This window comes from Thiothrix litoralis (assembly GCF_017901135.1).
Taxonomy (GTDB): domain Bacteria; phylum Pseudomonadota; class Gammaproteobacteria; order Thiotrichales; family Thiotrichaceae; genus Thiothrix; species Thiothrix litoralis.
Window position 1 is genome coordinate 1,395,580 of the sequence record NZ_CP072801.1, and the last position, 24,987, is coordinate 1,420,566.

General features: G+C 52.2%; 21 protein-coding genes, 1 tRNA gene and 2 pseudogenes. 16 read left to right on the forward strand and 8 right to left on the reverse strand.

The window, feature by feature from the left end; translation table 11 throughout:
* Positions 1-53 precede the first annotated feature (53 nt).
* Positions 54-485 (forward strand): hypothetical protein, encoded by a 432-nt coding sequence (locus J9253_RS06720; RefSeq protein WP_210223871.1) that lies wholly within the window; start codon positions 54-56, stop codon positions 483-485.
* Between the two features lie 34 nt (positions 486-519).
* Entirely contained in the window at positions 520-2,271 is a 1,752-nt protein-coding gene (locus J9253_RS06725) for an ABC transporter ATP-binding protein (RefSeq protein WP_210223872.1), read from the forward strand.
* A 14-nt stretch (positions 2,272-2,285) separates the two neighbouring features.
* Here J9253_RS06725 and J9253_RS06730 read toward each other — a convergent pair whose 3' ends face one another.
* Both J9253_RS06730 and J9253_RS06735 read right to left on the reverse strand, forming a co-directional pair.
* Positions 2,286-5,078, reverse strand: a complete 2,793-nt coding sequence (locus tag J9253_RS06730) for a response regulator (protein ID WP_210223873.1) — start codon at positions 5,076-5,078, stop codon at positions 2,286-2,288.
* Between the two features lie 115 nt (positions 5,079-5,193).
* A tRNA-Arg gene (locus tag J9253_RS06735) sits at positions 5,194-5,270 on the reverse strand.
* Positions 5,271-5,421: 151 nt separating this feature from the next.
* Between J9253_RS06735 and J9253_RS06740 the strand changes: the two genes are divergently transcribed.
* From J9253_RS06740 to J9253_RS06750, 3 genes are read left to right on the forward strand one after another with little or no spacing between them, the layout of a single operon-like run.
* Positions 5,422-6,003 carry a carboxymuconolactone decarboxylase family protein gene (locus J9253_RS06740; protein WP_228291527.1) on the forward strand — a complete coding sequence of 194 codons (582 nt, stop codon included), beginning with the start codon at positions 5,422-5,424 and terminating at the stop codon, positions 6,001-6,003.
* A gap of 14 nt (positions 6,004-6,017) precedes the next feature.
* Complete coding sequence (locus J9253_RS06745) at positions 6,018-6,350, forward strand: MGMT family protein (RefSeq protein ID WP_407701794.1); 333 nt, start codon at positions 6,018-6,020, stop codon at positions 6,348-6,350.
* 60 nt (positions 6,351-6,410) lie between these two features.
* The gene (locus J9253_RS06750; protein WP_210223874.1) at positions 6,411-8,789 is read left to right on the forward strand and encodes a serine/threonine-protein kinase; all 2,379 of its coding nucleotides are present in this window, start codon (positions 6,411-6,413) and stop codon (positions 8,787-8,789) included.
* 12 nt (positions 8,790-8,801) lie between these two features.
* Here J9253_RS06750 and J9253_RS06755 read toward each other — a convergent pair whose 3' ends face one another.
* Positions 8,802-9,629, reverse strand: a complete 828-nt coding sequence (locus J9253_RS06755; RefSeq protein WP_210223875.1) for a methyltransferase domain-containing protein — start codon at positions 9,627-9,629, stop codon at positions 8,802-8,804.
* Between the two features lie 79 nt (positions 9,630-9,708).
* Here J9253_RS06755 and J9253_RS06760 point away from each other — a divergent pair, with 79 nt between their 5' ends.
* The gene (locus J9253_RS06760; protein WP_228291571.1) at positions 9,709-10,257 is read left to right on the forward strand and encodes a tyrosine-protein phosphatase; all 549 of its coding nucleotides are present in this window, start codon (positions 9,709-9,711) and stop codon (positions 10,255-10,257) included.
* 4 nt (positions 10,258-10,261) lie between these two features.
* Here the strand turns inward: J9253_RS06760 and J9253_RS06765 are convergent, their stop codons facing one another.
* On the reverse strand, positions 10,262-11,212 hold the full coding sequence (locus J9253_RS06765) for an AEC family transporter (RefSeq protein ID WP_028489799.1): 951 nt from the start codon (positions 11,210-11,212) through the stop codon (positions 10,262-10,264).
* A gap of 290 nt (positions 11,213-11,502) precedes the next feature.
* Between J9253_RS06765 and J9253_RS06770 the strand changes: the two are divergent.
* A pseudogene (locus tag J9253_RS06770) lies at positions 11,503-12,633 on the forward strand (ISAs1 family transposase).
* An 847-nt stretch (positions 12,634-13,480) separates the two neighbouring features.
* On the opposite strand, the gene J9253_RS06775 reads toward J9253_RS06770, so the two are convergent.
* Positions 13,481-13,669 (reverse strand): hypothetical protein, encoded by a 189-nt coding sequence (locus J9253_RS06775; RefSeq protein WP_210223877.1) that lies wholly within the window; start codon positions 13,667-13,669, stop codon positions 13,481-13,483.
* Between the two features lie 119 nt (positions 13,670-13,788).
* Here J9253_RS06775 and J9253_RS06780 point away from each other — a divergent pair, with 119 nt between their 5' ends.
* The 9 genes and pseudogenes from J9253_RS06780 to J9253_RS06820 all read left to right on the forward strand — a co-directional run bounded on the left by J9253_RS06780 (position 13,789) and on the right by J9253_RS06820 (position 18,954).
* Positions 13,789-14,076 (forward strand): toxin-antitoxin system TumE family protein, encoded by a 288-nt coding sequence (locus tag J9253_RS06780; RefSeq protein ID WP_210223878.1) that lies wholly within the window; start codon positions 13,789-13,791, stop codon positions 14,074-14,076.
* Positions 14,058-14,423: an HVO_A0114 family putative DNA-binding protein gene (locus tag J9253_RS06785; RefSeq protein WP_210223879.1), complete on the forward strand. Its 366-nt coding sequence runs from the start codon at positions 14,058-14,060 to the stop codon at positions 14,421-14,423. Before J9253_RS06780 ends, J9253_RS06785 begins: the two co-directional genes overlap by 19 nt.
* A gap of 191 nt (positions 14,424-14,614) precedes the next feature.
* Positions 14,615-15,669: pseudogene (locus tag J9253_RS06790) on the forward strand (ISAs1 family transposase).
* Between the two features lie 55 nt (positions 15,670-15,724).
* Positions 15,725-15,859 (forward strand): BrnT family toxin, encoded by a 135-nt coding sequence (locus J9253_RS06795; RefSeq protein ID WP_266097387.1) that lies wholly within the window; start codon positions 15,725-15,727, stop codon positions 15,857-15,859.
* The gene (locus tag J9253_RS06800) at positions 15,852-16,061 is read left to right on the forward strand and encodes a BrnA antitoxin family protein (RefSeq protein WP_210223880.1); all 210 of its coding nucleotides are present in this window, start codon (positions 15,852-15,854) and stop codon (positions 16,059-16,061) included. Before J9253_RS06795 ends, J9253_RS06800 begins: the two co-directional genes overlap by 8 nt.
* 295 nt (positions 16,062-16,356) lie before the next feature.
* The gene (locus J9253_RS06805) at positions 16,357-16,617 is read left to right on the forward strand and encodes a DUF4258 domain-containing protein (protein WP_210223881.1); all 261 of its coding nucleotides are present in this window, start codon (positions 16,357-16,359) and stop codon (positions 16,615-16,617) included.
* Positions 16,607-16,801: a DUF2283 domain-containing protein gene (locus J9253_RS06810; protein WP_028489803.1), complete on the forward strand. Its 195-nt coding sequence runs from the start codon at positions 16,607-16,609 to the stop codon at positions 16,799-16,801. The genes J9253_RS06805 and J9253_RS06810 overlap by 11 nt, the downstream gene beginning before the upstream one ends.
* 166 nt (positions 16,802-16,967) lie before the next feature.
* Positions 16,968-17,858: a transposase gene (locus J9253_RS06815; protein WP_210224561.1), complete on the forward strand. Its 891-nt coding sequence runs from the start codon at positions 16,968-16,970 to the stop codon at positions 17,856-17,858.
* 256 nt (positions 17,859-18,114) lie between these two features.
* Positions 18,115-18,954: a class I SAM-dependent methyltransferase gene (locus J9253_RS06820; RefSeq protein ID WP_210223882.1), complete on the forward strand. Its 840-nt coding sequence runs from the start codon at positions 18,115-18,117 to the stop codon at positions 18,952-18,954.
* A 90-nt stretch (positions 18,955-19,044) separates the two neighbouring features.
* On the opposite strand, the gene lpdA is transcribed toward J9253_RS06820, so the two are convergent.
* The 3 genes from lpdA to aceE are packed head-to-tail and all read right to left on the reverse strand — an operon-like array spanning position 19,045 to position 24,803.
* The gene (gene lpdA / locus J9253_RS06825; protein WP_210223883.1) at positions 19,045-20,814 is read right to left on the reverse strand and encodes a dihydrolipoyl dehydrogenase; all 1,770 of its coding nucleotides are present in this window, start codon (positions 20,812-20,814) and stop codon (positions 19,045-19,047) included.
* The gene (aceF, locus tag J9253_RS06830; RefSeq protein WP_210223884.1) at positions 20,811-22,133 is read right to left on the reverse strand and encodes a dihydrolipoyllysine-residue acetyltransferase; all 1,323 of its coding nucleotides are present in this window, start codon (positions 22,131-22,133) and stop codon (positions 20,811-20,813) included. The genes lpdA and aceF overlap by 4 nt, the downstream gene beginning before the upstream one ends.
* 12 nt (positions 22,134-22,145) lie before the next feature.
* The gene (gene aceE / locus J9253_RS06835; RefSeq protein ID WP_210223885.1) at positions 22,146-24,803 is read right to left on the reverse strand and encodes a pyruvate dehydrogenase (acetyl-transferring), homodimeric type; all 2,658 of its coding nucleotides are present in this window, start codon (positions 24,801-24,803) and stop codon (positions 22,146-22,148) included.
* Positions 24,804-24,987: the final 184 nt, after the last annotated feature.

Here is a 24,987-nt window from a genome sequence, read left to right on the forward strand (position 1 = left end):
ACTTGCATACACTGTGTGGGTTCAGTTCTTACCCAGATCAACGGAGATGAGCAGTGAAAAAAAATCCATTCGGGTGGCAATTACTCCTTTACTTGTGGGTAGGCCCCATCACATTGCTCTGCTTGCCCTTGGCATTGCTGGCAAAATGGACTGGCGGCGGCTATCACCTGCATACCGGCGTGCTGGAAATCTGGGGTGGCTGGGTCGGGCGCTGGCTGGATCGTGGCATCCCGTTGCTGGGTGCGGTCAATGCCATTACCATCGGGCATATCGTTGCAGGCATCTCCCCACAACACTTGCACAATAGCCGGGTACACGAGCGGGTACACGTCGCGCAATTTGAACAATGGGGCTTCCTGTTCCCGCTGGTTTACCTGTTGGCGGGCATCAAGGCACGCCTGCGCGGGGGCAGTTTGTATTGGGATAATCCTTACGAAATCGAAGCCCGAGCCAAAGCGGCAGCAAAAGACCAACACGTTACCTGAGCCATTGGCTGTATTCATCTGCTAACATCCGCGCATGGATATTATCTTTCGTGAATATGGCGCAATCATCCGCCAAAAATGGGGCTGGTTTGTCGTGGTTATGCTCGGCATCTCCGGTGGCGCTGGGCTAGAATTACTGGTTCCCTTGTTTTACAAGGAAATGGCCAACGGCTTGTCAAAACCGTTTACCGCCGACACTCACAGCCTGTTACTGCAAAATCTGACTTACATTGCCATGACCTACGGGGTCATCTGGTTAAGCTGGCGGGCGCTGGAACTGGGCATGATCATGTTCCAGAGTTGGGGTTTGAACAAACTCGATAAGCGCTGCTTTGATGTACTGGTGAAGCAACGCCACCACTTTTTCGAGAATAATTTCGCAGGCAGTCTGGTCAAACAATCCAATCGCTTCATCAAGGCATTTGAAACCATCATCGACTGGCTGATTTTCCAGTGTTACGGCAACTTGCTGCAAATCAGCATCGCCTTTGTGATTTTTTACCAGCAACAACCCCGTTTTGCGCTGTACTTCCTGATCTGGGTAGCGATTTTTCTGGGCTGGAGCGGCGGCTATCTGGTGTGGAAACTGAAATTCGACCTGCGGGTAGCGGAAATGGATTCCAAACTCGGCGGCGCGTATGCCGATGGCATCAGCAATATTGCCATCGTCAAAAGTTTCGCGCTGGAACAGCAGGAACGCACCAATATCAGCGCTCTGGCAGATGAATCTTACCGCAAGCGCAATGTCGCTTGGCTGCTCACTTTCGTGTCCTTTGCCGTACAAAGCACCTTGGTGTTTGGTATCGAGCTGCTATTGCTCTACTGGATGATTGGTGAATGGCAAAGTGGCGCCTTCGAGATTGGCGAATTTGTGCTGTTCCAGACGGTACTGCTGATCCTGATCAGGCATTTGTGGGATTTCGGGATGAATTTCCGGCGCTTTTTCAGTGTACTCGCTGATGCGCGGGAAATGGCGGAAGTGTTCCGTCAGACCGATCTGGAGGAAGAGCACGCCGGGCAAATACACACCATTACGCACGGGGACATCCGTTTCGAGCACCTGGGGTTTGCGTATGCTTCGGCTACGCTAGGCAAGCAGATGGGGTTGTTTGAGGATTTCAATTTGCACATCAAGCCGGGCGAAAAAGTCGCGCTGGTGGGGCATTCCGGGTCGGGTAAAACTTCGCTGACCAAACTGCTGTTCCGCTTTGTTGACCCGCAACACGGCAAAATCCTGTTTGATGGCGTGGATGCCCAAGATTTCAAGCTGGCTTGCTTGCGGGAACAGATTTCACTGGTGCCGCAACAACCGGATCTGTTTCACCGCAGCATCCGCGACAATATCGTGCTGGGCAAGGCCGTTACTGACGAGCAACTGCGCAACGTGGCACGCAAAGCGCGGGCGCTGGAGTTTATCGACAAACTACCGCAAGGCTTCGACACGATGGTCGGGGAACGCGGCGTGAAACTGTCCGGCGGTGAAAAGCAGCGCATCGCGATTGCCCGCGCCTTCCTCGACGATGCACCGATTGTGGTGCTGGATGAAGCCACCAGTGCGCTGGATTCACTCACCGAACAACAAATTCAAGTAGCGATTTTCGAGCTGATTGAGCAAAAAACCGCGATAGTAATTGCGCACCGCCTCGCCACCATCCTGCGCATGGACAGGATTATCGTGCTGGAAAACGGGCAGGTGATTGAACAGGGAACCCACAATGAATTGCTGGCGTTACGCGGCAACTATTACGATATGTGGCAACACCAAAGCGGTGAATTTTTGCAGTAAGCACAACGCTGGTTTCAGGCTTCTACCACCTGACGCTGTGGTACTTTCGCCTTCAACCACTTTTCCAGTTTTTGCTGCAATTCGTCCACCCGCACTGGCTTGGAGAGGTAATCATTCATACCTGCCTCATAGCATTTTTCGTCATCACCTTTCATGGTGTGCGCGGTCAGGGCAATGATGGGTAACGCTTGATAACCCGCGTCTGCCAGCTTGCGGATTTGGCGGGTGGCTTCGTAGCCATCCATCATGGGCATTTGGCAATCCATCAATACCACGTCATAGCGCTGCTGTTGCACTGCCTTGAGTGCTTCTTCCCCATTGATGGCGCAGTCGATATGGGTGTAGCCCAGTTTTTTCAGCATCGCCAGCGCCACTTTCTGATTCACCAGATGGTCTTCAGTTAACAAGATGCGGGTAACACCGTCAGTATTGGCTGGTGGTACGGTAGTTGGTGGTGTTACCTCCAAAGCAGGCTGAATCAAAGCTGGCGGAACAACAGGCACGGGCATACGGTTCAGGTAACGCTGGATAACCGAATGCTTGACGGGTTTATTCAGCAACTGGATATTCGCCCCCAAACGAGTCGCTTCCAACAAGAGCATTTGCTTGGTCGTGCCGTAAATAATAAGGGGCACGTTGGTATGTTCACGTACTTCCTTGATGACCGGCACGATACCCAATGGGTGCTCGGGCTTGTAGTAGAACATATCGGCATCCAGCACGATGACATCGTAAGCACTGTTTTTCTCCAGCGTCAGCAGCAGGCCATTCAGGGTATCGACCATCACCGGCTCCAGCCCCCATTGCTGCATTTGCTTTTCATAAGAAGCATTCAGCAAAGGCTTGGAACCCAACAGGAGTACCGAAGTAATACCCGATACAATGCTGACAGCTTGCTGCCCTGCACCTACTTCCGCCTTAAGCGTGATCCAAAAGCTGGAGCCAACCCCTGGCTTGCTGAGCAAGCCAATATCCCCCCCCATCAATTGCGCCAATTGCTTACAAATCGCTAGCCCCAGCCCCGTACCGCCGTGTTGACGGGTCACAGAACCATCCACTTGTGAAAAGGCCGTGAACAGTTTTGCCTGTGCCGCTTCAGGAATCCCGCACCCGGTGTCCATGACCTCAAAACGCAGGGTTTGTTTATCGCCTTCTTGCTGCCAGACAGCGCCATGAACACTGATCGTGAGGATCACATAACCGCGTTCGGTAAACTTGATGGCATTGTTCAACAGGTTGATCAGCACTTGGCGCAAGCGGATCGGGTCACTGACAAGGGCGGATGGCACATCCTTTTCAATGAAAAAGGCCAATTCAATCCCTTTCGCCTGGGCATTTTCTGCCAACAAATCAATCACGCCTTCAATGACCGGTAATAGATCGAAGCGGCTGTTGCTGATCGACAACTTGCCCGCCTCAATCTTGGAAAAGTCCAGAATGTCGTTGATGATGCGCAACAGCGATTCCGCACTCTGCTGCACGGTATGCACCTGATCACGTTGCTCACGATTCAGTTGACTGCCCAGCAATAATTCTGTCATGCCAATCACGCCATTCATGGGGGTGCGGATTTCATGGCTCATATTGGCGAGAAATTCAGATTTGAGGCGGACGGACTCCAATGCCGCATCCCGTGCTGCCGCTAGTTCTTGCTGGGCAACAATACGGTGGCTAATGTCACGGATAATCCCGGTAAACACCACACAGTCACCAAGGCGGGCTTCACTCACCGACAGGTCAATGGGAAAAGCCGAGCCATCCTTGCGCCGTGCCACGAGTTGACGCGGCTTACCAATAATATGTGGTTCGCCCGTCTTCAAGTAGCGCTGGAGATAGGCATCATGGTTAGCGTGATGATCGCCATCCATCAGGATATTGATATTCTGCCCCAGCAATTCTTCCGGGGTATAGCCGATAACCGGGTAAACCGAGGCATTTGCCTCAATCATAATGCCTTTCGAGTTGATCACCACAATCGCATCCAGCACCGAATCGACAATAGTACGGCTTTTGATCTGGCTTGCGTTGAGATCATCTGCCAATGCCTGTGATGACTTCAAGGAAGTCCGCAGCCCACGCAAGGCCAGCCCCAAGACCAACAGCATCGCAACCCCCAAGCCAAACAGCATCAGGAACGATTCCGTCATGGCTGACTTGGTAGCTTTCTCAAAGCCACTGATCGGGCGACTTACTGCCAAAACGCCACGTACATCCCCTACTTTCCAGTCTTTTTTCGGTGTGCCCGGATAGGTATTGTGGCAATTAACACAACTTTCGCCCAAACGGTCAGCACGGGCATAGCGCAACACTTGCTCATTTTCTTTCCCTTCAAAACGCCAGACAGCTTGCTCAGGGTTTTTACGCAACGCCTGAAGTGCCCATTGCTCAAAATCATCACTCGCCCCGCCACCCTTGCCTTTGCGCCACGGGAAAGGCAAATCGCTGTAAAAGCGTACTTTGTAGTTACTATCATTGCTGTCCGTGAGGAATTTGGCGAAATCAATCATCATGGTCGCAGGCAAAGGCAAGGCATCTTTGCCGGACAAATAATCATGCGTAATGGGAATGCCGTTTTCATTGGCACGCGGCACAAACTGCTCGGAGTAGAAGGTACGGAAACGCGCCACCGACGCCGCAAACTGGCTGGCTTCGTAGACGGCAATTTCTTCATTCACCGAACGGCTTTTTTGGTAGCTGAACCAAAACACCAAGGTTGAACCAATCACCAGCAAGAAAGACAGGATATAGACGATGTAACGAGTGACAAAAGCGTCGCCCTGATAAACGTTTTTACTTTTCGCGTTCATGGCATCTTTTTTATAAAATTATTGATACACATATTAGCAAAATTACTGAATACATTCAGCAAAAATCAACAAGCGAAAAAAAAGGGCTGCCACTAGGGCAACCCTTTGATATAGATGGCGCATCCGGAAGGATTCGAACCTCCGACCACCTGGTTCGTAGCCAGGTACTCTATCCAACTGAGCTACGGATGCGCTGGAAGAGGTGCGCATTATGCTTAGTTGTTCATAATCGGTCAAGCAAAAATTTAAACTTTTTTACTAGCCGTGACGCTCAGCGAACAAAGTGAGGCATTACAAATCATCTGTGCTAGAATTTGTGTGCACTGCAACATAAAATAGGTAAATGACAATGGTAGACTCCGACTTCATGGAATCCCTGAAACGGGCACGCACCTACGGGCTGGGTGAATTTCTGGAAATCATTAGCGAGCTTTCACAAGAAAGCACCAAAAAAGGCGTTCTGTGTCGCAAGCACAAAGAACTGATTACCTTGGGAATTGCGCTGGCGAAAGGTTGCCATCGCTGCATCGACATCCACACCACTGCGGCGGTCAAACTGGGCGCAACGGATACGGAAATGCTGCAAGTACGCCGCGTAGCTCTCTACGTACAAGCCAGCCCGGAACACCACCATGTTGAGCTGTGGAAAGCGTGGATGGACTCGTGGCGTGAATTTTCCCTCAGCAAAGGCTGCATCGACCGCCGCTGCCGCGAACTCGTCGGCCTCGGCATCGCCTTGGTGCAACAAGACGCCCGCCTGATTGAGATGCACGTCAAAGCTGCCCGCGAATTTGGCGCAAGCCCCGAAGAAATTTTCGAGGTCATGCCGATTGCCCTGCTGATGGATGGCGCACCCGCCCTCTCCCAGATCCCGCAACTGGTACGTGCATTGGAACAATCTGAACCCCTAGAGGTTGCCGCCTGAGCAAACACCAACGCATTTACGCCGTCGTCCGGCAAATTCCCGCAGGCTACGTCGCCACCTACGGCGATGTCGCCGCCCTCGCCCACTTGCCGGGTCACGCCCGGCTGGTGGGCTATGCTCTGCACGCCCTGCCGGAATTTTCCGACGTACCCTGGCAGCGCGTCATTAATGCGCAAGGCAAGCTCAGTCTGGGGCGGGCGTTTCCCGGTGGTGAATTGCACCAGCGCCATCTGCTGGAAGCCGAAGGCATCGTGTTCGGCGCCAATGGCAAAATCAGCCTGAAACATTTCCGCTGGCAACCGCCGAGTCATGAACCAGCCCATGAAGATGTGCTCAAAGCCCAGTAATCCTCTATAATCACCGCACTTTAATGACCACCGGCGGTGATTCGCGGGAGCCTTTGCGTTATGCCATTTTCAAACCGACCTTTCAGGGAACCCATTCTGGTGCAAAACCTGCCTATTCTTCAGGAGCGCTACGCCCTGCGCCGCTGCATGGCAGACACCGCACTCGGCAAGCTCTATTGGGCACAAGACCAGAAAAAAACCCAGCAAAACGGCGAACAAGCCAATGTACTGGTGTTCACCCTGCTGCCCGCACTGGCGCAAAACCCCATTTTTGAACAGGCTTTTGGACATATCTTGCCGGGCTACCAAAAAGCTGCCGCCGGAATGCCGCACATCCTTGATGACGGCAAAACCGCCGACGGCATCCGCTGGATGGTGATGCGCAATATCGGCGGCATGTTACTCTCCGAACGCCTCGCGGAGCTGGACGACCGGGGAATGCCCGTACCCGAAGCGATGGAACTGCTCGACAGCATCAGCGACACTCTTGCCAGCCAGCGCCCCGATGGCGTATGTGGTTATCTGGAACCCGATGCCGTCTTGCTGGGTGAAAAACGTCCCTGCTTGCTGACCGCGCCCATCGCAGCCGCCTTGCGGGTTGCCTACAACAACAACCCCAACGAACGCTCACGCCAAACCCTGCACTCCGGTTACATCAGCCCGGAAGTCCTGCTCGGCGACACACCCACCGCTGCTGATGATACTTTTTCGATTGCCAGCCTCGCTTATCATCTGTTTCAGGGTGAAGCACCGTTTGGCAAACAAAGCGCCCTCGAAGCCGCCGTCCGCAACCTGTCCCCCAACAGCATCCGCAAACTGCGCCCCGACGCCTGGAATGTCTTGCGCCAAGGCTTGAGCCTGAAACGAGCGGAGCGCCCCAAAAACCCGGCAACCTTGCTGCGCACCCTGCAACGCAAACAACAAAAAAAGCGGCTACTACCCATCGCTGCGCTGGTCGCTGCTAGCGCAGTTGCCATGACCACCTATACTCTGCTCTCCAACCGTGGCAGCACACCACCAAAACCTGTCGAAACCCAGAGCTCTGCCCCTGTCACCACCACATCCACCGCAGGTCAAACCGCCAAGCCCGCTGAAGACTCAGCCACACTGGTCGGTGAAACCAGCCTGCCACCCGTGCTGGATCAGGAAAGCGTACAAGCCCAAGCTGACAAGCTCGCCGCAGAAACCGCCGCACGCGCCGAAGCCGAACGCCAGAGTGCCGCTGCTTCCGCACAAATCAGACTCGCCACCGAAAACGACATCAGCACCTTGCAAGACAATGCCGCAGACGCCATCCGCAAAGGCAAACTGTTCAGCACCGACCCGGAACAACCTGCCGCTGTTGACTACCTGCGCAAAGCTGTCTCACTCGAAGTAGACAATATCAAAACCCAAAAACTGCTGGCACAACTGATCAACGACCAACACGCCGAAGCCGAAGCATTGCTGGCCGCAGGCAAACTCGACGAAGCCAGCAAACGACTCCGCACCACTGATGACCTCATCTCAGAATTCACCCTTGCCGATAGCCTGAAACGTCAGGTCAGCCTAGAAAGCGCCGTCAAACAAGCCCAACGTAAACAAGCGCTGGAACAGGAAACCAACCCCAGCGCCCCAGACACCAGCGACAATGCAACGGACACCACAACGCCCGCAACCAGTACCAGCGACGTAACAGAATCCAGTGATGACAACGCCCAGCAATACCTCGAACGCGCCCAACGCGCCATCAGCTACGGCAACCTCAACACAGGTGACGACCGCAGCGAAAGCGCCGTCGCTTACCTGAGCACCCTGCTGGAAAAAACCCCCGACCACCCAGAGGCCATGAAGCTGCTGAGAAAAATCGTCACCCTGCAACAAGACGAAGCGCTTGCCATGTTGCGCAAAAACGATACCGAAAAAGCCCGCACCGCGCTGGATAACAGTCAGGAACTGATCGGCAAATACCGGCTGGATAACCAGGTCGAAGAACAGATTTCCCTAGAAAAGCGTTACCGCGAAACGCTGGCGATGGGCATTACCCCCTCCAAAGAAGAAACGAAAGAAGAAGCGCCAGCGCCTGCCAGAAACCCCACACCCCCTCCAGCCGTTGCCCCGCCCCCAACGCCAGTTGCACTGCCGCAAGGCATTACCGCCACACCACGGGAAACGGAAAACCCTGAAGCTGCCGAAGCGGCTGCCCCACCCGCTTACGCCCCTGTTACGCCAACGGAAGTCAATATTCCGGCTGACATCCCTGTGCAAAGCACCGAGTTGCCGCCTATCCAGCTTGATAACCCCGCTCCCGAGTCAGCACCGCCGAACACCGTTATCTTTGAAATACCCGCAACCGATGCAGACAATGCGGTCAACACTGGCAATACCTTCACGCCTGACGTGCCTAACCTGATCGAAGTACCACTGGATAGCATTAAAGATGGCCTGAATAACCGCTGATAACAGGCAACGCTACAGACGCGCAATAAAGGCAGACACGGGGCGTCCATCGTCCAGTGTTTCCACCGCATCCAGCAGGATTTCAGCCCCGGTAAACACCTGCGCCAACTCCCCCGGTTTCAGCAAGAAATTGGGGTTACGCGGGCTACCGAACTGTTCCGAACCCTGCATGAAAGTCTGGTAAATCAGGACGCCACCGGGTTTCAACAAGCGTTTCATCCACGGAAACAGAGGGCGGTGCAGGTAACGCGCCACGTTAATCAGCTCGAATTGCCCACTCGCATAAGCACTGAACGGGTCACTGCCGGTTTCCAAGTTCAGACATTCCGTTTGGATGCTGATCTGATGGCGAACGGCCAGATTCTGGGCACGTTGTAACGCAGCAGGAATGTAGTCGATGCCACACATCTGCCAGCCGTGCATGGCAAGGTACACCATATCCCGCCCTGCCCCACAACCAATATCCAACCCTGTACCCGGCGTAATGCCGTGTGCCGGGGCAAGCTCTGCCACAAAACGAGCGATCAGTGGCGCAGGCTGCCACAAACGTTGGGAATGTGCCCCCCTTGCCAACTCACCCGTTGCCTGCAACGCAGCTTGCACGCTCGGCGTCCACTCGATTTGCTGCACCACCTGATAACCCTTACCCTGCAAAAAAGCACTGGCTTCCAGCAACGTGACCGTATCGCCATACAGGATAATGGGTTCGGAGGTTTTCGGCAGTTCGTGCATCCGTTCTGGCAATTCAGCAGCGGGTAGCGAACAAGCATTCTGATGATGCCCTTCACAAAAAGCCGTAAGATGGCGGCAATCAACAATGGGTAAAATTTTTGTAGGCATAGGATTGTGTATTGATTGGGAAATGATGGTCAGAGTATAACGCACCCTGAAAATAGCGGAGGTAATAGACGTGTTGAAGATGTATGGGTTGTGGGTATTGTTGTTGCCGAGCTTGGCGTTTGCTGATGCCCGTCCGGCGACTTGGGCAATGCCCATTAACGATAGCAAGCTGAGTAATTTCTATCAGGTCAGCCCAATGCTGTACCGTTCCTCGCAGCCCGATGCGGAAGGTTTCGGCGAGCTAAAACAGCATGGCATTGGCGAAGTGCTGGATTTGCGCCTCTACCACAAGGATCTGCCGAGCGCGGACATGGCGTTAACCGTGCACAATGCCCCGCTATTTGCCAGCGGCATCAACCCGGTGCGAGTTGTCAACGCCTTGCAGGTAATTGCCAATGCTAAAGAGCCGGTGCTGGTGCATTGCTTGCACGGCTCTGACCGTACTGGGCTGGTGGTCGCCCTGTACCGCGTGGTGTGTCAGGGCTGGAGCAAACAACAGGCGATTGATGAAATGCAACTGGGTGAGTTTGGTTATCACAGCGTGTTCAGCAATATTCCGGCGTTTATCCAGAATGCGGATGTGAAGACGCTCCGCCAGCAGGTGCAAGGCTCGGCCTGTCACCTGTGACTGCTCACATCCAGCCGCCGCCCTGCAAAATGACCACGCCCAGACTGGTGGTGAACAAGGAACCCAAGGTCGTCAACACCACGGTATTGGCTGCCAGCGTGGCATTGCCGCCCATCGCCCGCGCCATCACGTAACTGGCGGCGGCGGTGGGTGCGGAAGACATCAGCATTAAAATACCCAAATCCATCCCGCGAAAACCCATCCAGAAGCCGCCAGCGGTAAACAGCAAGGGGATCAGCACCAGCTTGCTGAAGGTTGCCAACAGCGTTTTGCTCATTTCCTGTTTCAGCGTATGGAAATCGAGCGATGCGCCGGTACACAACAGCGCCAGCGGCAAAGCCATATCCGCCAGCGTTTCCCCTGCCTTCATCAGCAACTCAGGCGGGCGCACATCCCACCAGGCAAACGGCAAGGCCAGCACAATGCCAATAATCAGCGGGTTGGTAGCGATATTACGCAGGATGCCGCCAATTCCCTGCTGTTTATGCAAGGAACGGCTCAGGGTGATCACCCCCAGAATATTGAACAGAATGCTCAAAATCCCCACGTACAAGGACGCTGCCACCAGCGCGACATCGCCATAGGCATTCACACAATACGCCAGCCCGATAATTGCCATATTGGAACGAAAAATCCCCTGCACCACCACGCCCCGGTCTTCTGGCGGGTTAACCGTGAAATGCGCCATGATTTCCGTCAACACAAACAGAATGCTCATCGCCACCAAGCCATAGGCGATCAGGTGGAAATTGGTGGTCGCGTCGATGTGGTTTTTCGCGATACTGACAAACAGCAAGGCAGGCAACGCCCAGTTAAACACCAGCCGCGAACCTGCTTCCACAAAGGCATCGTTGACGGAGCGACGCCGCGCCAACCACGCACCCAAGGCCAACAGGATAAAAATCGGCCCTGTGACCGACAGGGAAAATAGGATAGTGTTCCAAAATTCGAGCATTACACATCTGCCAAAGCCAAATCAGGTGCATAAGATACCCTGAAAATGGTTGGATTTGTGTTCATTTAGCCATCATGATTTTTTGTAATAGGCCATGATTTAGTATAAATTACTTCCGTTATTCAGCAAAAGACGACAGCTCATCGGATTCTTGGTCGGTAAAGATCAGGGCGGTAGCGTACTTACACAGGGCAAACGCATGAATAAGCCAGTAAAATCAATAGCGAACGATTAACGCCCAAACGACGTCACCTGATAAGCTATCCCCTTTTCATCGAAGGGATGCACCCATGCAAGATCATGACCTGCTTAGCCACTTCTCCATCATTCAAGACTACCGTCAAACGGGAAAAATTGAACACAAACTCACTGATATTTTGCTCTTGGTTATCTGTGCGGTCATTGCGGGTGCCGATGGCTGGGAAGAAATTGAAGACTTTGGACATGATCGACTCACTTGGTTACAAGAATACGCTGATTTTGATAACGGCATCCCCAGCCACGACACCCTTGCTCGCGTGATGAGCTTGATTAACCCACAACAATTCCAACGCTGTTTCGCTGACTGGATGCAAAGTTGTCACACACTCACTAACGGTGAAGTCATTGCCATTGATGGTAAAACCTTACGCGGCTCTTATGACAAGCGCCGTAGAACAGGGGCTATCCACATGGTCAGTGCTTTCTCAACGGCGAATGGCGTAGTGTTAGGACAAGTCAAAACCGATGAAAAATCCAATTAAATCACTGCTATTCCTGAATTATTGAAACTGTTATCGGTGTGTGGCTGTCTCGTCACGTTGGACGCGATGGGTTGCCAGAAAGCGATTGCCCAAGCCATTCTTGATAAGGAAGCCAATTACCTGTTAGCAGTCAAAGGTAACCAGAAACGGCTTGAAGATGCTTTTGCGAAACATTTTCCGCTGAGTCACGTAGCCCAGTATCCAGGTGATTACTTCAACACCATTGAAAAGGCACACGGTAGAGAAGAAACCCGTTTCCATATCGTGAGCGATGTCATCGGGGATTTCGTGGCGTTAAGTGCCGATTGGCCTGAGTTAAAAACGCTGGGTGTCGCTTTATCGTTCCGCACCGCCAAAGGGGAAATACCCGAAAATGCTACGGTTCGCTATTACATCAGCTCCGCAACGCTCACCGCCAAACAATTCGCGGATGCTATCCGTAACCATTGGATGATCGAAAATCAGTTACACTGGCGGTTGGATGTCGCCATGCGTGAAGATGATTGCAGAATTCGCCGCGACAAAGCCGCTGAGAACCTTGCAGGGATACGCCATATCGCCTTTAACCTGTTGAACAGCCACAAAACGTTTAAGGCAGGCATGAAACGCAAACAGAAAAAGGCCGCCATGAACACAGACTATCTTTCTGAGTTATTGATGGCTAAAGGATTTTCGTAATCTTGCCGTGACTTATTAACCAATGACCAAAAAAGTGGATAAGAAGTTTTCAGGATTAGTAACAGCCTCATTTTTCTGAGTCCCAACAATGCGCCGTGCCGACCCAATCTTTCAGGGCGTTGACAACTTCTATCTAACACTTGGAGTGTGTACTATGAACTTCGTCAGAATTACTATTGTCTCAACCGTATTGACATCTTTGACAGCCTGTTCCTCGGCTCCACAAAAGCCAATTTCGCACAAGCCTCAAATTCAAACGCCTGTGGAAGCTCCCAAAAAGCAAGTCACCACGTTCCGTCTAATAGCGAACCTGATAAAACTCCCTGGCCAAGAGTTTACGCCACTGGACCCTCCGTACAATTTAGATTTCACTACCACAGGTGGTGGTGTGGCTCACAGTAAGGGCTACGGCGATTGCACTATGGATGTCCCCGGAATCCTCGAGTGCAACTTTGCGAAAGTAGCTCTCATGGATGGGGGCATCTTCGTGCTGAACGATCTTGAGAAAGGAGTACTCCTCGGTGGCCACTGGACTACGTTCTGAGAACCGGCGGCTGCACAATTTCAAAACAGCTCAAGAATTGTTGGTTGACCAATCCTCCATATGTCTAACAATGCGCCATGCCAGCCCAACAAAAGACCAAGAATTGGTGCCGAGCCAATTTTTCAGGGCTTTGACGATTCTGCGTGCCAAGCCAACAAAAGATTAAGAATTGGTGACAACCCAATCTTCCATGAGTTTGACGATGTGCCATGTCAATCCACATAAAAGGGAAGATAATTTCAATTAATTGGCTCACGAGATTCTCGACGACGGACGCGGTGACAGCCCGCGATTTTTTCCAATCTACCCCCCGCCGCACCCGTCAGATTTAACGTTGAGGCTGTAGAAAAACCTATGCCCCACCAAGCCTTGACACTGCACCTTAATCCGCCATATCCCTTCACCCGCCATCATCCCCAACGGCACTGCCCACAACTTCACCTCATCACTTTCCCCAAACGGCAACACCCGTTCCCCGCCATACAACACCATCCCCTGTACCACCCACCCCGGATTCTGCCCGATAAAGTAGCTGATATGCCGGAAATCCGCCGGGGTAACGCTAATAAATCACTTGTCTCCTAATGCCATTTGTTGGCACAATAGCCAACATGAAAGCAGAGCTGATTACCCAATTCAAAGACATTGCCACGAATGGTGACATTATTGAGATGGTTGTGTGGCACGTCCCCACGCCCGTTCCGCCGACAACGCATCATTACAAATATCGTCTCGTTTACATTGTTGATAACAAACGGGTTATTGGCTTCGACAATGAACGGGGCAAAGGCGATCACAAACATTGGGGTGATGTTGAGCATCCCTATGTTTTCAACGATATAGACACATTAATCGAAGACTTTTTGCTAGAGGTGGACAAATGGAAAAGCGTACATTAACCATCACATTGCAACCTGATTGGAAAGCTGCGCTGCGTGCAGCAGGAAAAGCCGCACAGCGCGGAGGATACCAAGGTGAATTTCTTAATTTTGAGTCACCCGGCATCTTTTTTTCCCGCCTGAGCGAACGCCGCTGGGCAATCATCAATGCCCTACAGGTGACGGGTACAATGGGAGTGCGAGAACTGGCACGGCATCTACAACGGGATGTGAAGCGCGTCCATGAAGATGCTCAGGCGTTGGTTGAATTGGGCTTGATTGAGCGTGACACCAAAGGCTCATTGACCTGCCCTTATGCGGATATTCATGTTGATATGCACATCGTTCCCAATTTACAAGCAGCATGAAAACTCACTGAGTCACCACGATGGCAACGTCGGGAAGAATCCGAGCCTAATCCCGATTCTTCCCTGACTCGCTGTTTATCTTCACCCCCAGGGCAAACGCATGAATAAGCCAGTAAAATCAATAGCGAACGATTAACGCCCAAACGACGTCACCTGATAAGCTATCCCCTTTTCATCGAAGGGATGCACCCATGCAAGATCATGACCTGCTTAGCCACTTCTCCATCATTCAAGACTACCGTTAAACGGGAAAAATTGAACACAAACTCACTGATATTTTGCTCTTGGTTATCTGTGCGGTCATTGCGGGTGCCGATGGCTGGGAAGAAATTGAAGACTTTGGACATGATCGACTCACTTGGTTACAAGAATACGCTGATTTTGATAACGGCATCCCCAGCCACGACACCCTTGCTCGCGTGATGAGCTTGATTAACCCACAACAATTCCAACGCTGTTTCGCTGACTGGATGCAAAGTTGCCACACACTCACTAACGGTGAAGTCATTGCCATTGATGGTAAAACCTTACGCGGCTCTTATGACAAGCGCCGTAGAACAGGGGCTATCCACATGGTCAGTGCTTTCTCAACGGCGAATGGCGTGGTGTTAGGACAAGTCAAAACCGATGAAAAATCCAATGAAATCACTGCTATTCCTGAATTATTGAAACTATTATCGGTGTGTGGCTGTCTCGTCACGTTGGACGCGATGGGTTGCCAGAAAGCGATTGCCAAAGCCATTCTTGATAAGGAGACTAATTACCTGTTGGCAGTCAAGGGCAATCATAAACGGCTTGAAGATGCTTTTGCGAAACATTTTCCGCTGAGTCACGTAGCCCAGTATCAAGGTGATTACTTCAGCACTATTGAAAAGGCGCACGGCAGAGAAGAAACCCGTTTCCATATCGTGAGCGATGTCATCGGGGATTTCGTGGCGTTAAGTCTACAGTTCGCTATTACATCAGCTCTGCAACGCTCACCGCCAAACAATTCGCGGATGCTATCCGCAACCATTGGATGATTGAAAATCAGTTACACTGGCGGTTGGATGTCGCCATGCGTGAAGATGATTGCCGAATTCGCCGCGACAAAGCCACCGAGAACCTTGCAGGGATACGCCATATCGCCTTTAACGTATTGAACAGCCACAAAACGTTTAAGGCAGGCATGAAACGCAAACAGAAAAAGGCCGCCATGAACACAGACTATCTTTCTGAGTTATTGATGGCTAAAGGATTTTCGTAATCTTGCCGTGATGCCCGATCCTGATCACTCTGACGGTGAGGAGCGTTTCATCCTGATGGGTGTGAGTGCTTATTCGAGGCTGTTGGTTGTCTGCCACTGTGAACGTGATGAAGATACGATCCGTATCATCTCCGCACGAAAAGCGGACAAATCCGAAAAACGACAATATGAAGGTGGTCGCCATGCGTGAGAGCTATGATTTTACCAACAGTGTCCCCAACCCTTATGCAAAGCGGATGAAGCAGCAGATCACTATACGTATAGATCAGGATACTGTTGATTACTTCAAAGGCATGGCTGAGGACAAAGGCATTCCCTATCAAAGTCTGATTAACTTATATCTGCGTGACTGTGCCACCAAACACAAGCAGTTAGATTTATCTTGGTCATAAATAAAGTGCTAACAAGTTGCTCGACGACGGACGCGGGGACAGCCCACGACTCCGTTTTGATTACTCCCCGCCGCGCCCATCAACCGAGACGTTGGCTTCTCAAATGACAAATATGATTATCCAAAACTGACAGACCGAATGAAGATTATTTCATCATGCGCTAACGCGGGAAATGCTGTGCCAGATTTAAAGCCTGAATTTAGAGCATTGGGGCGGCTCGCTGAGGCTCGGGAATGCTTGACGATCCTTACCTGTAAGGCGAAACTAGGCAGGTAACACAACAGAAGCCACCTAGATGATCAGCAAGCGTTTCAACAAGCCAGTCATACTCACCTATCATGCAACAGAACAGATGGCTGAACGGCAGATAGACGAGAAGACACTTACTGACCTGATAGAATCGGGTGATGTGAAGTACAAAGATGAGCAGCATTTGTGGATTTATAAGGCATACCCTAACCGTGAAGACAATATGCTGTGTGCCGCCGCGATTGAGCGTAACAATTTGATCATCAAAACTGTCATGATCAACTGGGAGTTAAGCGATGAACATTAAATACTATGAAGACGATGACATCCTAGTTCAGCGGTTTAGCAATAACCCGATTGTTCGGGAAGTCTCGCAAGGCTGGAACATCAACGTCAGCTACGATAAAGATAACAATATCGTGCAGATTGTTATACTTGAAGCCAAAGAAAAGGGACTTTATCCAGTTATACCCATGAAAATGGCAGCCTAACTTCGTTCACCAAAGATTCATTGATACGCGGGGACAGCCCGCGACTTTGCACAATTCACACCGCGCCGCGCCCGTCATGCTGGACGTTGAGGCTGTAGAAAAACCCTCCGAACCGCCATTTTGTGGGATAATCAAGCATCACAAGCACCAGAATGAGTAGACAGGCATGGCACGCTACAAACCGATCCATCAAGGCGTAAAACTGTTGGCTGTGGACTTTGACCGGCAAATCCTGCACGGTACGTTTGAATACGCGCTACGTCATCTGGTGGATAAGGAACTCGACCTTGAAGACTTCCACCAACGTTATAAGAATGATGTGCAAGGTGCAGCCGCTTTTGACCCAGCGGTGTTACTCAAAATCATCCTGTTAGCTTACAGCCGTGGCATTATCAGTAGCCGCAAAATCGAATCAGCGTGCCGTGAGAATATGCTGTTCATTGCGATTTCCGGTGACAGCCAACCGCACTTCACCACGCTGGCGGCGTTTATCGCCAATGCCGGGGAGCTGATCACCAAACTGTCTACCCAAGTGCTGCTAATTTGTGACCGCCAAGGCTTGATCGGGAAGGAGATGTTTGATCTAGCCCAGCAAACCCGGACATTAGACAACAACAAAAGAAACAAATTTGATATGAAAAATATAATCTTGATCACTCTTTTAGTCGGCATTGGATGGTATGGAAATTTTTTCTATAAACAACATCAATTATCTTTACTAAATACCCCCTCAAACGCCGCACCGACTATAGCCACAAAATGCATTACTAAAGATGGCCATGTTATATATGGTAGCGTGCCTGTAGGAACTGTATGTGAAAGAAAAGAACCGATTGATGGCGCATTAACAATCATTGGCGGCGAATCTCCACGCATTGATAAACAGAACTCATATAGTCAAAGCGGTAAATCTTCAAGCTTTCGCTGTGATGGCAGAGTATATTGTTCTCAAATGAACTCTTGCGAAGAAGCTACTTTCTTTTTGAACAATTGTCCAAACCTCAAAATGGATGGAAACAATGATGGTATTCCTTGTGAGAAACAATGGTGCAAATAATGAAATCAAAGCAAATCATTTTGCACACCATTGAAGTGTGGTGAAAAAAGCGAGCACGAGACTCAGAACAATATAGGGAGGCCGTGGAAAGCAGTTTGTAAATGTGGCAACGACCTCTATTATGAAGTCGACGAAATACCAATATTCGGAAACACAGAGAAAACCTAACAAACGGAAATTCTCTGCATCTAAACTTGAGGTATGCTTCTAATTCGATATAGTACGGTCAGTATTTTTAGCCAGATAAACGAACACTATGCCCAGCTACTACCTCCACACAGACAATGCCAAACAAGCGCTGGATGCCATCGCCAAGGGGCTTACCTGCATCCGGCTCTCCACCGACCTGAACCTTTCGGAACAAGACTTTGCCTTAAGCGACCAGAGCCTAGTGCTCGACGCAGACAATCGACTCTCCATCGACACCCTCAAAAGCATCGTCAAAAAGACCCAGAGGATCTACCTGTGTCGCGATGGCACGATGCATCCCTTGGAAGACCGCAGCGCTGGCTACTACAAGCTCGTTCCCACGGCTGGCGCACCGCTGCTGGAAATTAGCGGCGTCAAGATGCACATCTCCAAGGGAACCGACCCCTTTGCCAGCGCCTCCGCGATGGCGCAACAAGCAGTGCGCAAGGGTGACAAGGTATTGGACTGCTGTAGCGGCTTGGGCTATGCCGCCATCGCCGCCCACCGACTCGGCGCAAGCGAAGTACTCAGCATCGAACTAAGCCCGGAAGTCATGAGGCTACGCTCACAAAACCCGTGGTCAAACGATTTAGGGCAAGCCGGAATTGTGCAACGCCAAGGCAGTAGCTATGAACTGATAGGCTCCATGCCTGCGGCTTCCTTTGATGCGGTCATTCACGATCCACCGCGTTTTTCCCTCGCTGGGGAACTCTACAGCGAAGAATTCTACCGGGAAATCTTCCGGGTGCTACGCCGCGACGGGCGGCTGTTTCATTACACCGGCAATCCACACGTCGTCAAAAAAGGCAGCAGCTTTGTCGATGGCGTCATCCACCGGCTCAAGGCGGCAGGCTTCAAGCACGTACAAAAAGTCGAGCACCTGATGGGTGTCAGCGCCCAAAAATAACAGCAAAAAAAAGCGGCTCGTTGTTCACGCGAGCCGCCAACCGGTTTCTCACTTAACGTGAGGAGTCAAACTCTTACAGAATGGGAATCTTTACTTCTTCGGCGCGTAAATATCCGTGCAAGTCCCTTCTGCCACTTCCGCCGCAAAGTTCAGCGTCTCGGAAAGCGTCGGATGCGGATGGATAGTCAAGCCGATGTCATGCGCATCCGCACCCATTTCCAGCGCCAACACCGCCTCAGCAATCAGCTCACCGGCATTCTTACCCGCAATGCCCGCGCCAATCAGCCGCCCGGTTTCCTTGTCAAACAGCACTTTAGTAATGCCGTTGCTGGCATCCATCGACAAAGCCCGCCCACTTGCTGCCCACGGGAACGCGCCTTTTTCATACGCAATCCCCTCAGCCTTGCACTGCTCTTCAGTCTTACCCATCCACGCCACTTCCGGGTTGGTGTAAGCCACCGATGGAATGGTTTTCGCATCGAAATACGCCTTGTGCCCGGCAATGACTTCCGCCGCCACTTTGCCTTCGTGTGTCGCCTTGTGCGCCAGCATCGGTTGCCCCACGATGTCGCCAATCGCGAAAATGTGCGGCACATTGGTACGCATCTGGTTATCCACCGGAATAAACCCGCGAGCGCCCGCGAAGACACCCGCCTTACCCGCGTCGATCAGATCACCGTTGGGGCTGCGCCCAATCGCCACCAGCACCCGGTCAAAGGTATCCTTTTCAGGCGCACCCTTGCCTTCAAACGAACACACCAACCCTGCCGCCGTCGGCTCAATCGCCGTGACCTTGGTATTGAGGTAAATGGCTTCGTACTGGCCTTTGATCTTATTGTGCAAAGGCTTCACGATGTCGCGGTCAGCACCGGGCATCAAACCGGGGGAAAGCTCCACCACCGTCACACTCGCGCCCAGCGCGTGGTAAACCGTAGCCATTTCCAGCCCGATAATGCCACCGCCAACCACCAGCAAACGCTTGGGGATTTCCTGTAATTCCAACGCAGCGGTGGAATCCATCACACGCGGATCATCCCACGGAATAAACGGTAGCTTGGTAACACGCGAACCCGCCGCAATGATGCAGTTGGCAAACTTAACCGTTTGCTTGCTGCCGTCTGCCGCCTCCACCTCCAGCGTGTGCGCAGAGGTGAAACGACCATAACCCTGCACGATCTGCACCTTACGCTGCTTTGCCAGCCCTTTCAGACCCGTGGTCAACTTGCTGACTACATCGCTTTTGTGCGCCCGTACCGCAGCGAGGTCGATGTCCGGCTCACCGAATTTCACCCCATGCTTGGCAAATTCCTTAGCCTCTTCAATCACCTCAGCGGTGTGCAGCAAGGCTTTGGACGGGATACAACCCACGTTCAAGCACACCCCGCCGATATTAGGGTAACGCTCGATCAGCACCACTTTCTTGCCGAGATCAGCCGCGCGGAAAGCGGCGGTGTAGCCGCCGGGGCCAGAGCCTAGCACAACGAGTTCGGTTTCAATTGAAGAACCCCTCACCCCTAACCCCTCTCCCTCAAGGGGCGAGGGGAACGAAGAAGGAGACTCTTGCTCCCCCTCGCCCCTTGAGGGAGAGGGGGTTGGGGGGTGAGGGGTTTTCCCCTCTTCCGCCACTTCCAGCATCAACAACACCGACCCTTCCGACACCCGATCCCCCACCTTCACCAGCATCTGCTTGACAGTGCCAGCCAAGGGGCTAGGAATTTCCATCGAGGATTTGTCGGATTCAATGGTAATCAGCGAATCTTCCGCTTCGATCTTGAAACCAGCGTCGACCAGCACTTCGATGATTTCCACATCCTTGAAGCTACCAATGTCGGGGACTTTGACTTCGATTAGCGTGCTCATACCAGCAACCTCCGAATGTCACCCAGCATTTTCGCAAGGTAGGTGGTGAAACGCGCACCCTCCGCCCCATCGACCACGCGATGGTCATACGACAGCGACAGCGGCAACATCAAGCGCGGCGCGAATTCTTTACCGTTCCAGATCGGCTGGATGTCGGATTTGGACACACCGAGGATAGCGACTTCCGGTGCATTCACAATCGGGGTGAATTTGGTGCCGCCGATCCCGCCGAGGCTGGAAATTGAGAAGCAGCCGCCTTGCATATCCGCCGGTTTCAGCTTCTTGTCACGCGCCTTGCCAGAGATTGCCTTCAACTCTTCCGACAGTTGCATGATGGACTTTTTGTCCACGTCACGAATCACCGGCACGACCAAACCATCCGGCGTATCCACGGCCACACCCACATGGTAGTAATGCTTGCGGATCAGGTTTTCACCCTTCGCATCCAGTGAGGAATTGAAACGCGGGTAAGCCTTCAAGCCAGCCACTACCGCTTTCATGATGAACACCAGCGGGGTGATTTTCATCCCGGACTTGGCATTTTCCTCATTCAACTGCTTGCGGAAGGCTTCCAGATCGGTAATGTCCGCCTGATCAAACTGCGTCACATGCGGAATGTGTACCCAGTTGCGGTGCAGGAATTCGCCCGTCAGCTTGTTGATGCGTGACAGCGCCACCGTTTCGATTTCACCCCATTGGCTGAAGTCGATGTCCGGCATCGGTGCAACGCCGAGCGTATTGCCGGAAGCAGCACCTCTGCCCGGCACACCGCCCATGCTCATCACGTCCTTGATGTACGCTTTCACGTCTTCTTGGGTGATGCGTCCTTTGCGGCCTGAGCCGGTTACTTTATTGAGATCAGCACCGAGTTCGCGGGCAAACTTGCGTACCGATGGCGTCGCGTAAGCCTTGCTGAAATCGAGCTTGGAAGAGGAAGAAGCCCCCTTCCCTAACCCTTCCCCCGCAAGGGGTGAAGGGGACAAGACGGGAGCAACTGGCTTAGATTCCGTCATCTTCGCTCCTTCACCTCTTACGGGGGAAGGCTGGGATGGGGGGGTAACAGCCGCGCCAGCGGCTGCCTCCGCCACCTCCATCATCACCACCAGACTCCCTTCCGAAATCCGGTCGCCGACCTTAACTTTCACTTCCTTGACCACACCCGCTGCGGGTGAGGGAATTTCCATCGACGACTTGTCGGATTCAATCGTGATGAGTGAGTCTTCAACGTTGATCGTATCGCCAACGTTAACCAGTACTTCAATGATTTCAACATCTTTGAAGCTGCCAATGTCTGGCACTAAAATTTCCTGGATTGCCATAACATGCTCTCCTTATGCCAGACGTGGGTTAGGTTTTTCGGGGTTGATGCCGTATTTTTCCATCGCCTTGACCAAATCAGCAGCAGGTAAGGATTTTTCATCCACCAGCGCTTTCAGGGCGGCAATCACGATGTAATGACGGTTAACCTCGAAATGTTTACGCAGTTGCGCACGGGTATCGCTACGCCCAAAGCCGTCCGTGCCCAGCACGGTGTAAGGCATTGGCAACCAAGCACGGATTTGATCCGGGTACTGGCGGATATAGTCGGTCGCGGCAACCGCAGGCCCACGTTGGCCTTTCATGGCTTGGGTCACATACGGCACTTTCGCATCTTCCAGCGGGTGCAGCATGTTCCAGCGATCGATGTCACGGGCTTCACGCGCCAGTTCGTTGAAACTGGTCACGCTCCACACATTGGCATCCACGCCCCATTCCTTGTCGAGCAATTCTGCGGCAGCAATCACTTCGCGCAGGATCGTGCCTGAACCCATCAGTTGCACTTTCTTGCGCTTTTTACCGCCGCCGCTGAACAGGTACATGCCTTTGACAATGCCGTCTTCACAACCGGCTGGCATGGCGGGGTGCGTGTAGTTTTCGTTCATCGCGGTGATGTAGTAATACACATCTTCCTGATCCTGATACATGCGTTTCAGGCCGTTATGAATGATCACCGCCATTTCATAAGAGAAGGTCGGGTCGTAAGACAGGCAGTTCGGAATCAAGCCTGCCTGAATCAGCCCGTGACCATCCTGATGTTGCAAGCCTTCACCGGCGAGCGTGGTACGCCCTGCCGTGCCGCCAATCAGGAAGCCGCGTGAACGCGAATCACCCGCCGCCCATGCCAAATCACCAATGCGCTGGAAACCGAACATGGAGTAGTAAATGTAAAACGGCACCATGTTCACGCCGTGGGTACTGTAGGCTGTCGCTGCTGCAATCCATGAGGAGAACGCGCCCGCTTCATTGATACCCTCTTCCAGAATCTGTCCGGTCTTGTCCTCTTTGTAGAACATGACCTGATCTTTATCCTGCGGCTCGTACAACTGCCCGACCGAAGAATAAATCCCCAACTGGCGGAACATGCCTTCCATACCAAACGTCCGCGCCTCATCCGGCACGATCGGTACAACATGGCGACCCATGTTTTTATCGCGTGCCAGCAAGGTCAGCAAACGCACGAATACCATCGTGGTCGACATTTCGCGCTCGCCCGTGCTTTCCAACAGCGGTTGGAAAATGGAAATATCCGGCACTTTCAGCGGCGTTGCGTGGGTCTGGCGCTGCGGCAAAGAACCACCCAAGGCTTTACGGCGTTCCAGCAGATACTGCATTTCTTCGCCGTTCGGGTCAGGGCGGTAGTATTTCGCTTCAGCCGCATCCGCATCGCTCAACGGGATGTTGAAACGGTTTTTATAGGCAATCATTTCTTCGCCACTCAGCTTTTTCTGCGAGTGGGTACGGTTCTGGCCTTCGCCAGCAGAACCCATGCCGTAACCTTTCACGGTATGTGCCAGAATAACGGTTGGCTGCCCGGTGTGGTTTACGGCTGCGTGGTAGGCGGCAAACACTTTGTGCGGATCATGACCACCACGGTTCAAACGCCAGATGTCGGCGTCGCTCATTTTTGCGACCATTTCCTTTAGTTCGGGGTATTTACCGAAGAAGTTCTCACGCACATATTTACCATCGCGGGATTTGTAGTTCTGGTACTCGCCGTCGACCGCTTCCATCATGCGGGCTTTGAGCAAACCGTCTTTGTCTTTGGCCAAGAGCGGATCCCAGTAAGAACCCCACAGGACTTTGATGACATTCCAGCCAGCGCCACGGAATACCGCTTCGAGTTCCTGCACGATTTTACCGTTGCCACGCACTGGGCCATCCAGACGTTGCAGGTTGCAGTTGACGACCCACACCAGATTGTCGAGTTTTTCGCGACCACCGAGGGAAATCGCCCCGAGGGTTTCCGGCTCATCGGTTTCACCGTCGCCGACGAATGCCCAGACCTTGCGGTTGGCGGTTTCAGCCAGCTTGCGGTCTTGCAGGTACTTCATGAAGCGTGCTTGGTAGATCGACTTGATCGGCCCCAGCCCCATGGAAACGGTCGGGAACTGCCAGTAATCCGGCATCAGCCACGGGTGTGGATAAGAGGACAAGCCGCCGCCATCCACTTCCTGACGGAAATTGTCGAGTTCGGATTCGGTAAAGCGGCCTTCGAGGAAGGAACGCGCATACATACCCGGTGCAGCATGACCTTGTATATACAGCAAGTCGCCGCCGTGTTGCGGGGAAGGCGCGTGCCAGAAATGATTCATGCCCACATCGTATAACGTCGCGGCTGAGGCGAAGGTGGCAATGTGCCCGCCCAGTTCCGGGCTTTCGCGGTTAGCACGTACCACCATTGCGGCTGCATTCCAGCGGATATAAGAGCGCAACCGCGCCTCAATCGCGGGCTTACCGGGTGTATAGTGTTCTTTATGGGGGGGGATGGTATTGATGTAAGCGGTGTTGGCTGAGTATGGCAGGTTCGCGCCGTTATGACGGGCAGTAGCAATCAGCTCTTCTAGCAAGAAGTGGGCACGTTCCACACCTTCTGCTTCAATGACTGCTTCAAGGGAATCAGTCCATTCTTTTGTTTCTTGCAAATCAATATCTTGTATTGAATTATCCATTGTACATCCTCTCTCTTCCAGCGATAACTCTGGCGCACCAAATGGTATTATTATCCAGATGGATATGAACCATATCACACGATTGTATTTTTTTGAACGAAAAAATTATTACAAAAATAAAAACTTAAATATCAAAAACTTAAGAATATTAAATATTTTTAAAAATCTTTCCTATTCATTTTAC

Bases quoted from the DNA above. Each gene is read 5' to 3' on its own strand.
- J9253_RS06775 (WP_210223877.1), bottom strand. From the start codon at position 13,669: ATGGTGTTGTATGGCGGGGAACGGGTGTTGCCGTTTGGGGAAAGTGAT.
- J9253_RS06805 (WP_210223881.1), top strand. From the start codon at position 16,357: ATGATCAGCAAGCGTTTCAACAAGCCAGTCATACTCACCTATCATGCA.
- J9253_RS06725 (WP_210223872.1), top strand. From the start codon at position 520: ATGGATATTATCTTTCGTGAATATGGCGCAATCATCCGCCAAAAATGG.
- J9253_RS06810 (WP_028489803.1), top strand. From the start codon at position 16,607: ATGAACATTAAATACTATGAAGACGATGACATCCTAGTTCAGCGGTTT.
- J9253_RS06760 (WP_228291571.1), top strand. From the start codon at position 9,709: ATGTATGGGTTGTGGGTATTGTTGTTGCCGAGCTTGGCGTTTGCTGAT.
- J9253_RS06815 (WP_210224561.1), top strand. From the start codon at position 16,968: ATGGCACGCTACAAACCGATCCATCAAGGCGTAAAACTGTTGGCTGTG.
- J9253_RS06800 (WP_210223880.1), top strand. From the start codon at position 15,852: ATGCGTGAGAGCTATGATTTTACCAACAGTGTCCCCAACCCTTATGCA.
- J9253_RS06780 (WP_210223878.1), top strand. From the start codon at position 13,789: ATGAAAGCAGAGCTGATTACCCAATTCAAAGACATTGCCACGAATGGT.
- J9253_RS06795 (WP_266097387.1), top strand. From the start codon at position 15,725: ATGGGTGTGAGTGCTTATTCGAGGCTGTTGGTTGTCTGCCACTGTGAA.
- J9253_RS06755 (WP_210223875.1), bottom strand. From the start codon at position 9,629: ATGCCTACAAAAATTTTACCCATTGTTGATTGCCGCCATCTTACGGCT.
- aceE (WP_210223885.1), bottom strand. From the start codon at position 24,803: ATGGATAATTCAATACAAGATATTGATTTGCAAGAAACAAAAGAATGG.
- aceF (WP_210223884.1), bottom strand. From the start codon at position 22,133: ATGGCAATCCAGGAAATTTTAGTGCCAGACATTGGCAGCTTCAAAGAT.
- J9253_RS06765 (WP_028489799.1), bottom strand. From the start codon at position 11,212: ATGCTCGAATTTTGGAACACTATCCTATTTTCCCTGTCGGTCACAGGG.
- lpdA (WP_210223883.1), bottom strand. From the start codon at position 20,814: ATGAGCACGCTAATCGAAGTCAAAGTCCCCGACATTGGTAGCTTCAAG.
- J9253_RS06750 (WP_210223874.1), top strand. From the start codon at position 6,411: ATGCCATTTTCAAACCGACCTTTCAGGGAACCCATTCTGGTGCAAAAC.
- J9253_RS06730 (WP_210223873.1), bottom strand. From the start codon at position 5,078: ATGAACGCGAAAAGTAAAAACGTTTATCAGGGCGACGCTTTTGTCACT.
- J9253_RS06785 (WP_210223879.1), top strand. From the start codon at position 14,058: ATGGAAAAGCGTACATTAACCATCACATTGCAACCTGATTGGAAAGCT.
- J9253_RS06740 (WP_228291527.1), top strand. From the start codon at position 5,422: ATGACAATGGTAGACTCCGACTTCATGGAATCCCTGAAACGGGCACGC.
- J9253_RS06820 (WP_210223882.1), top strand. From the start codon at position 18,115: ATGCCCAGCTACTACCTCCACACAGACAATGCCAAACAAGCGCTGGAT.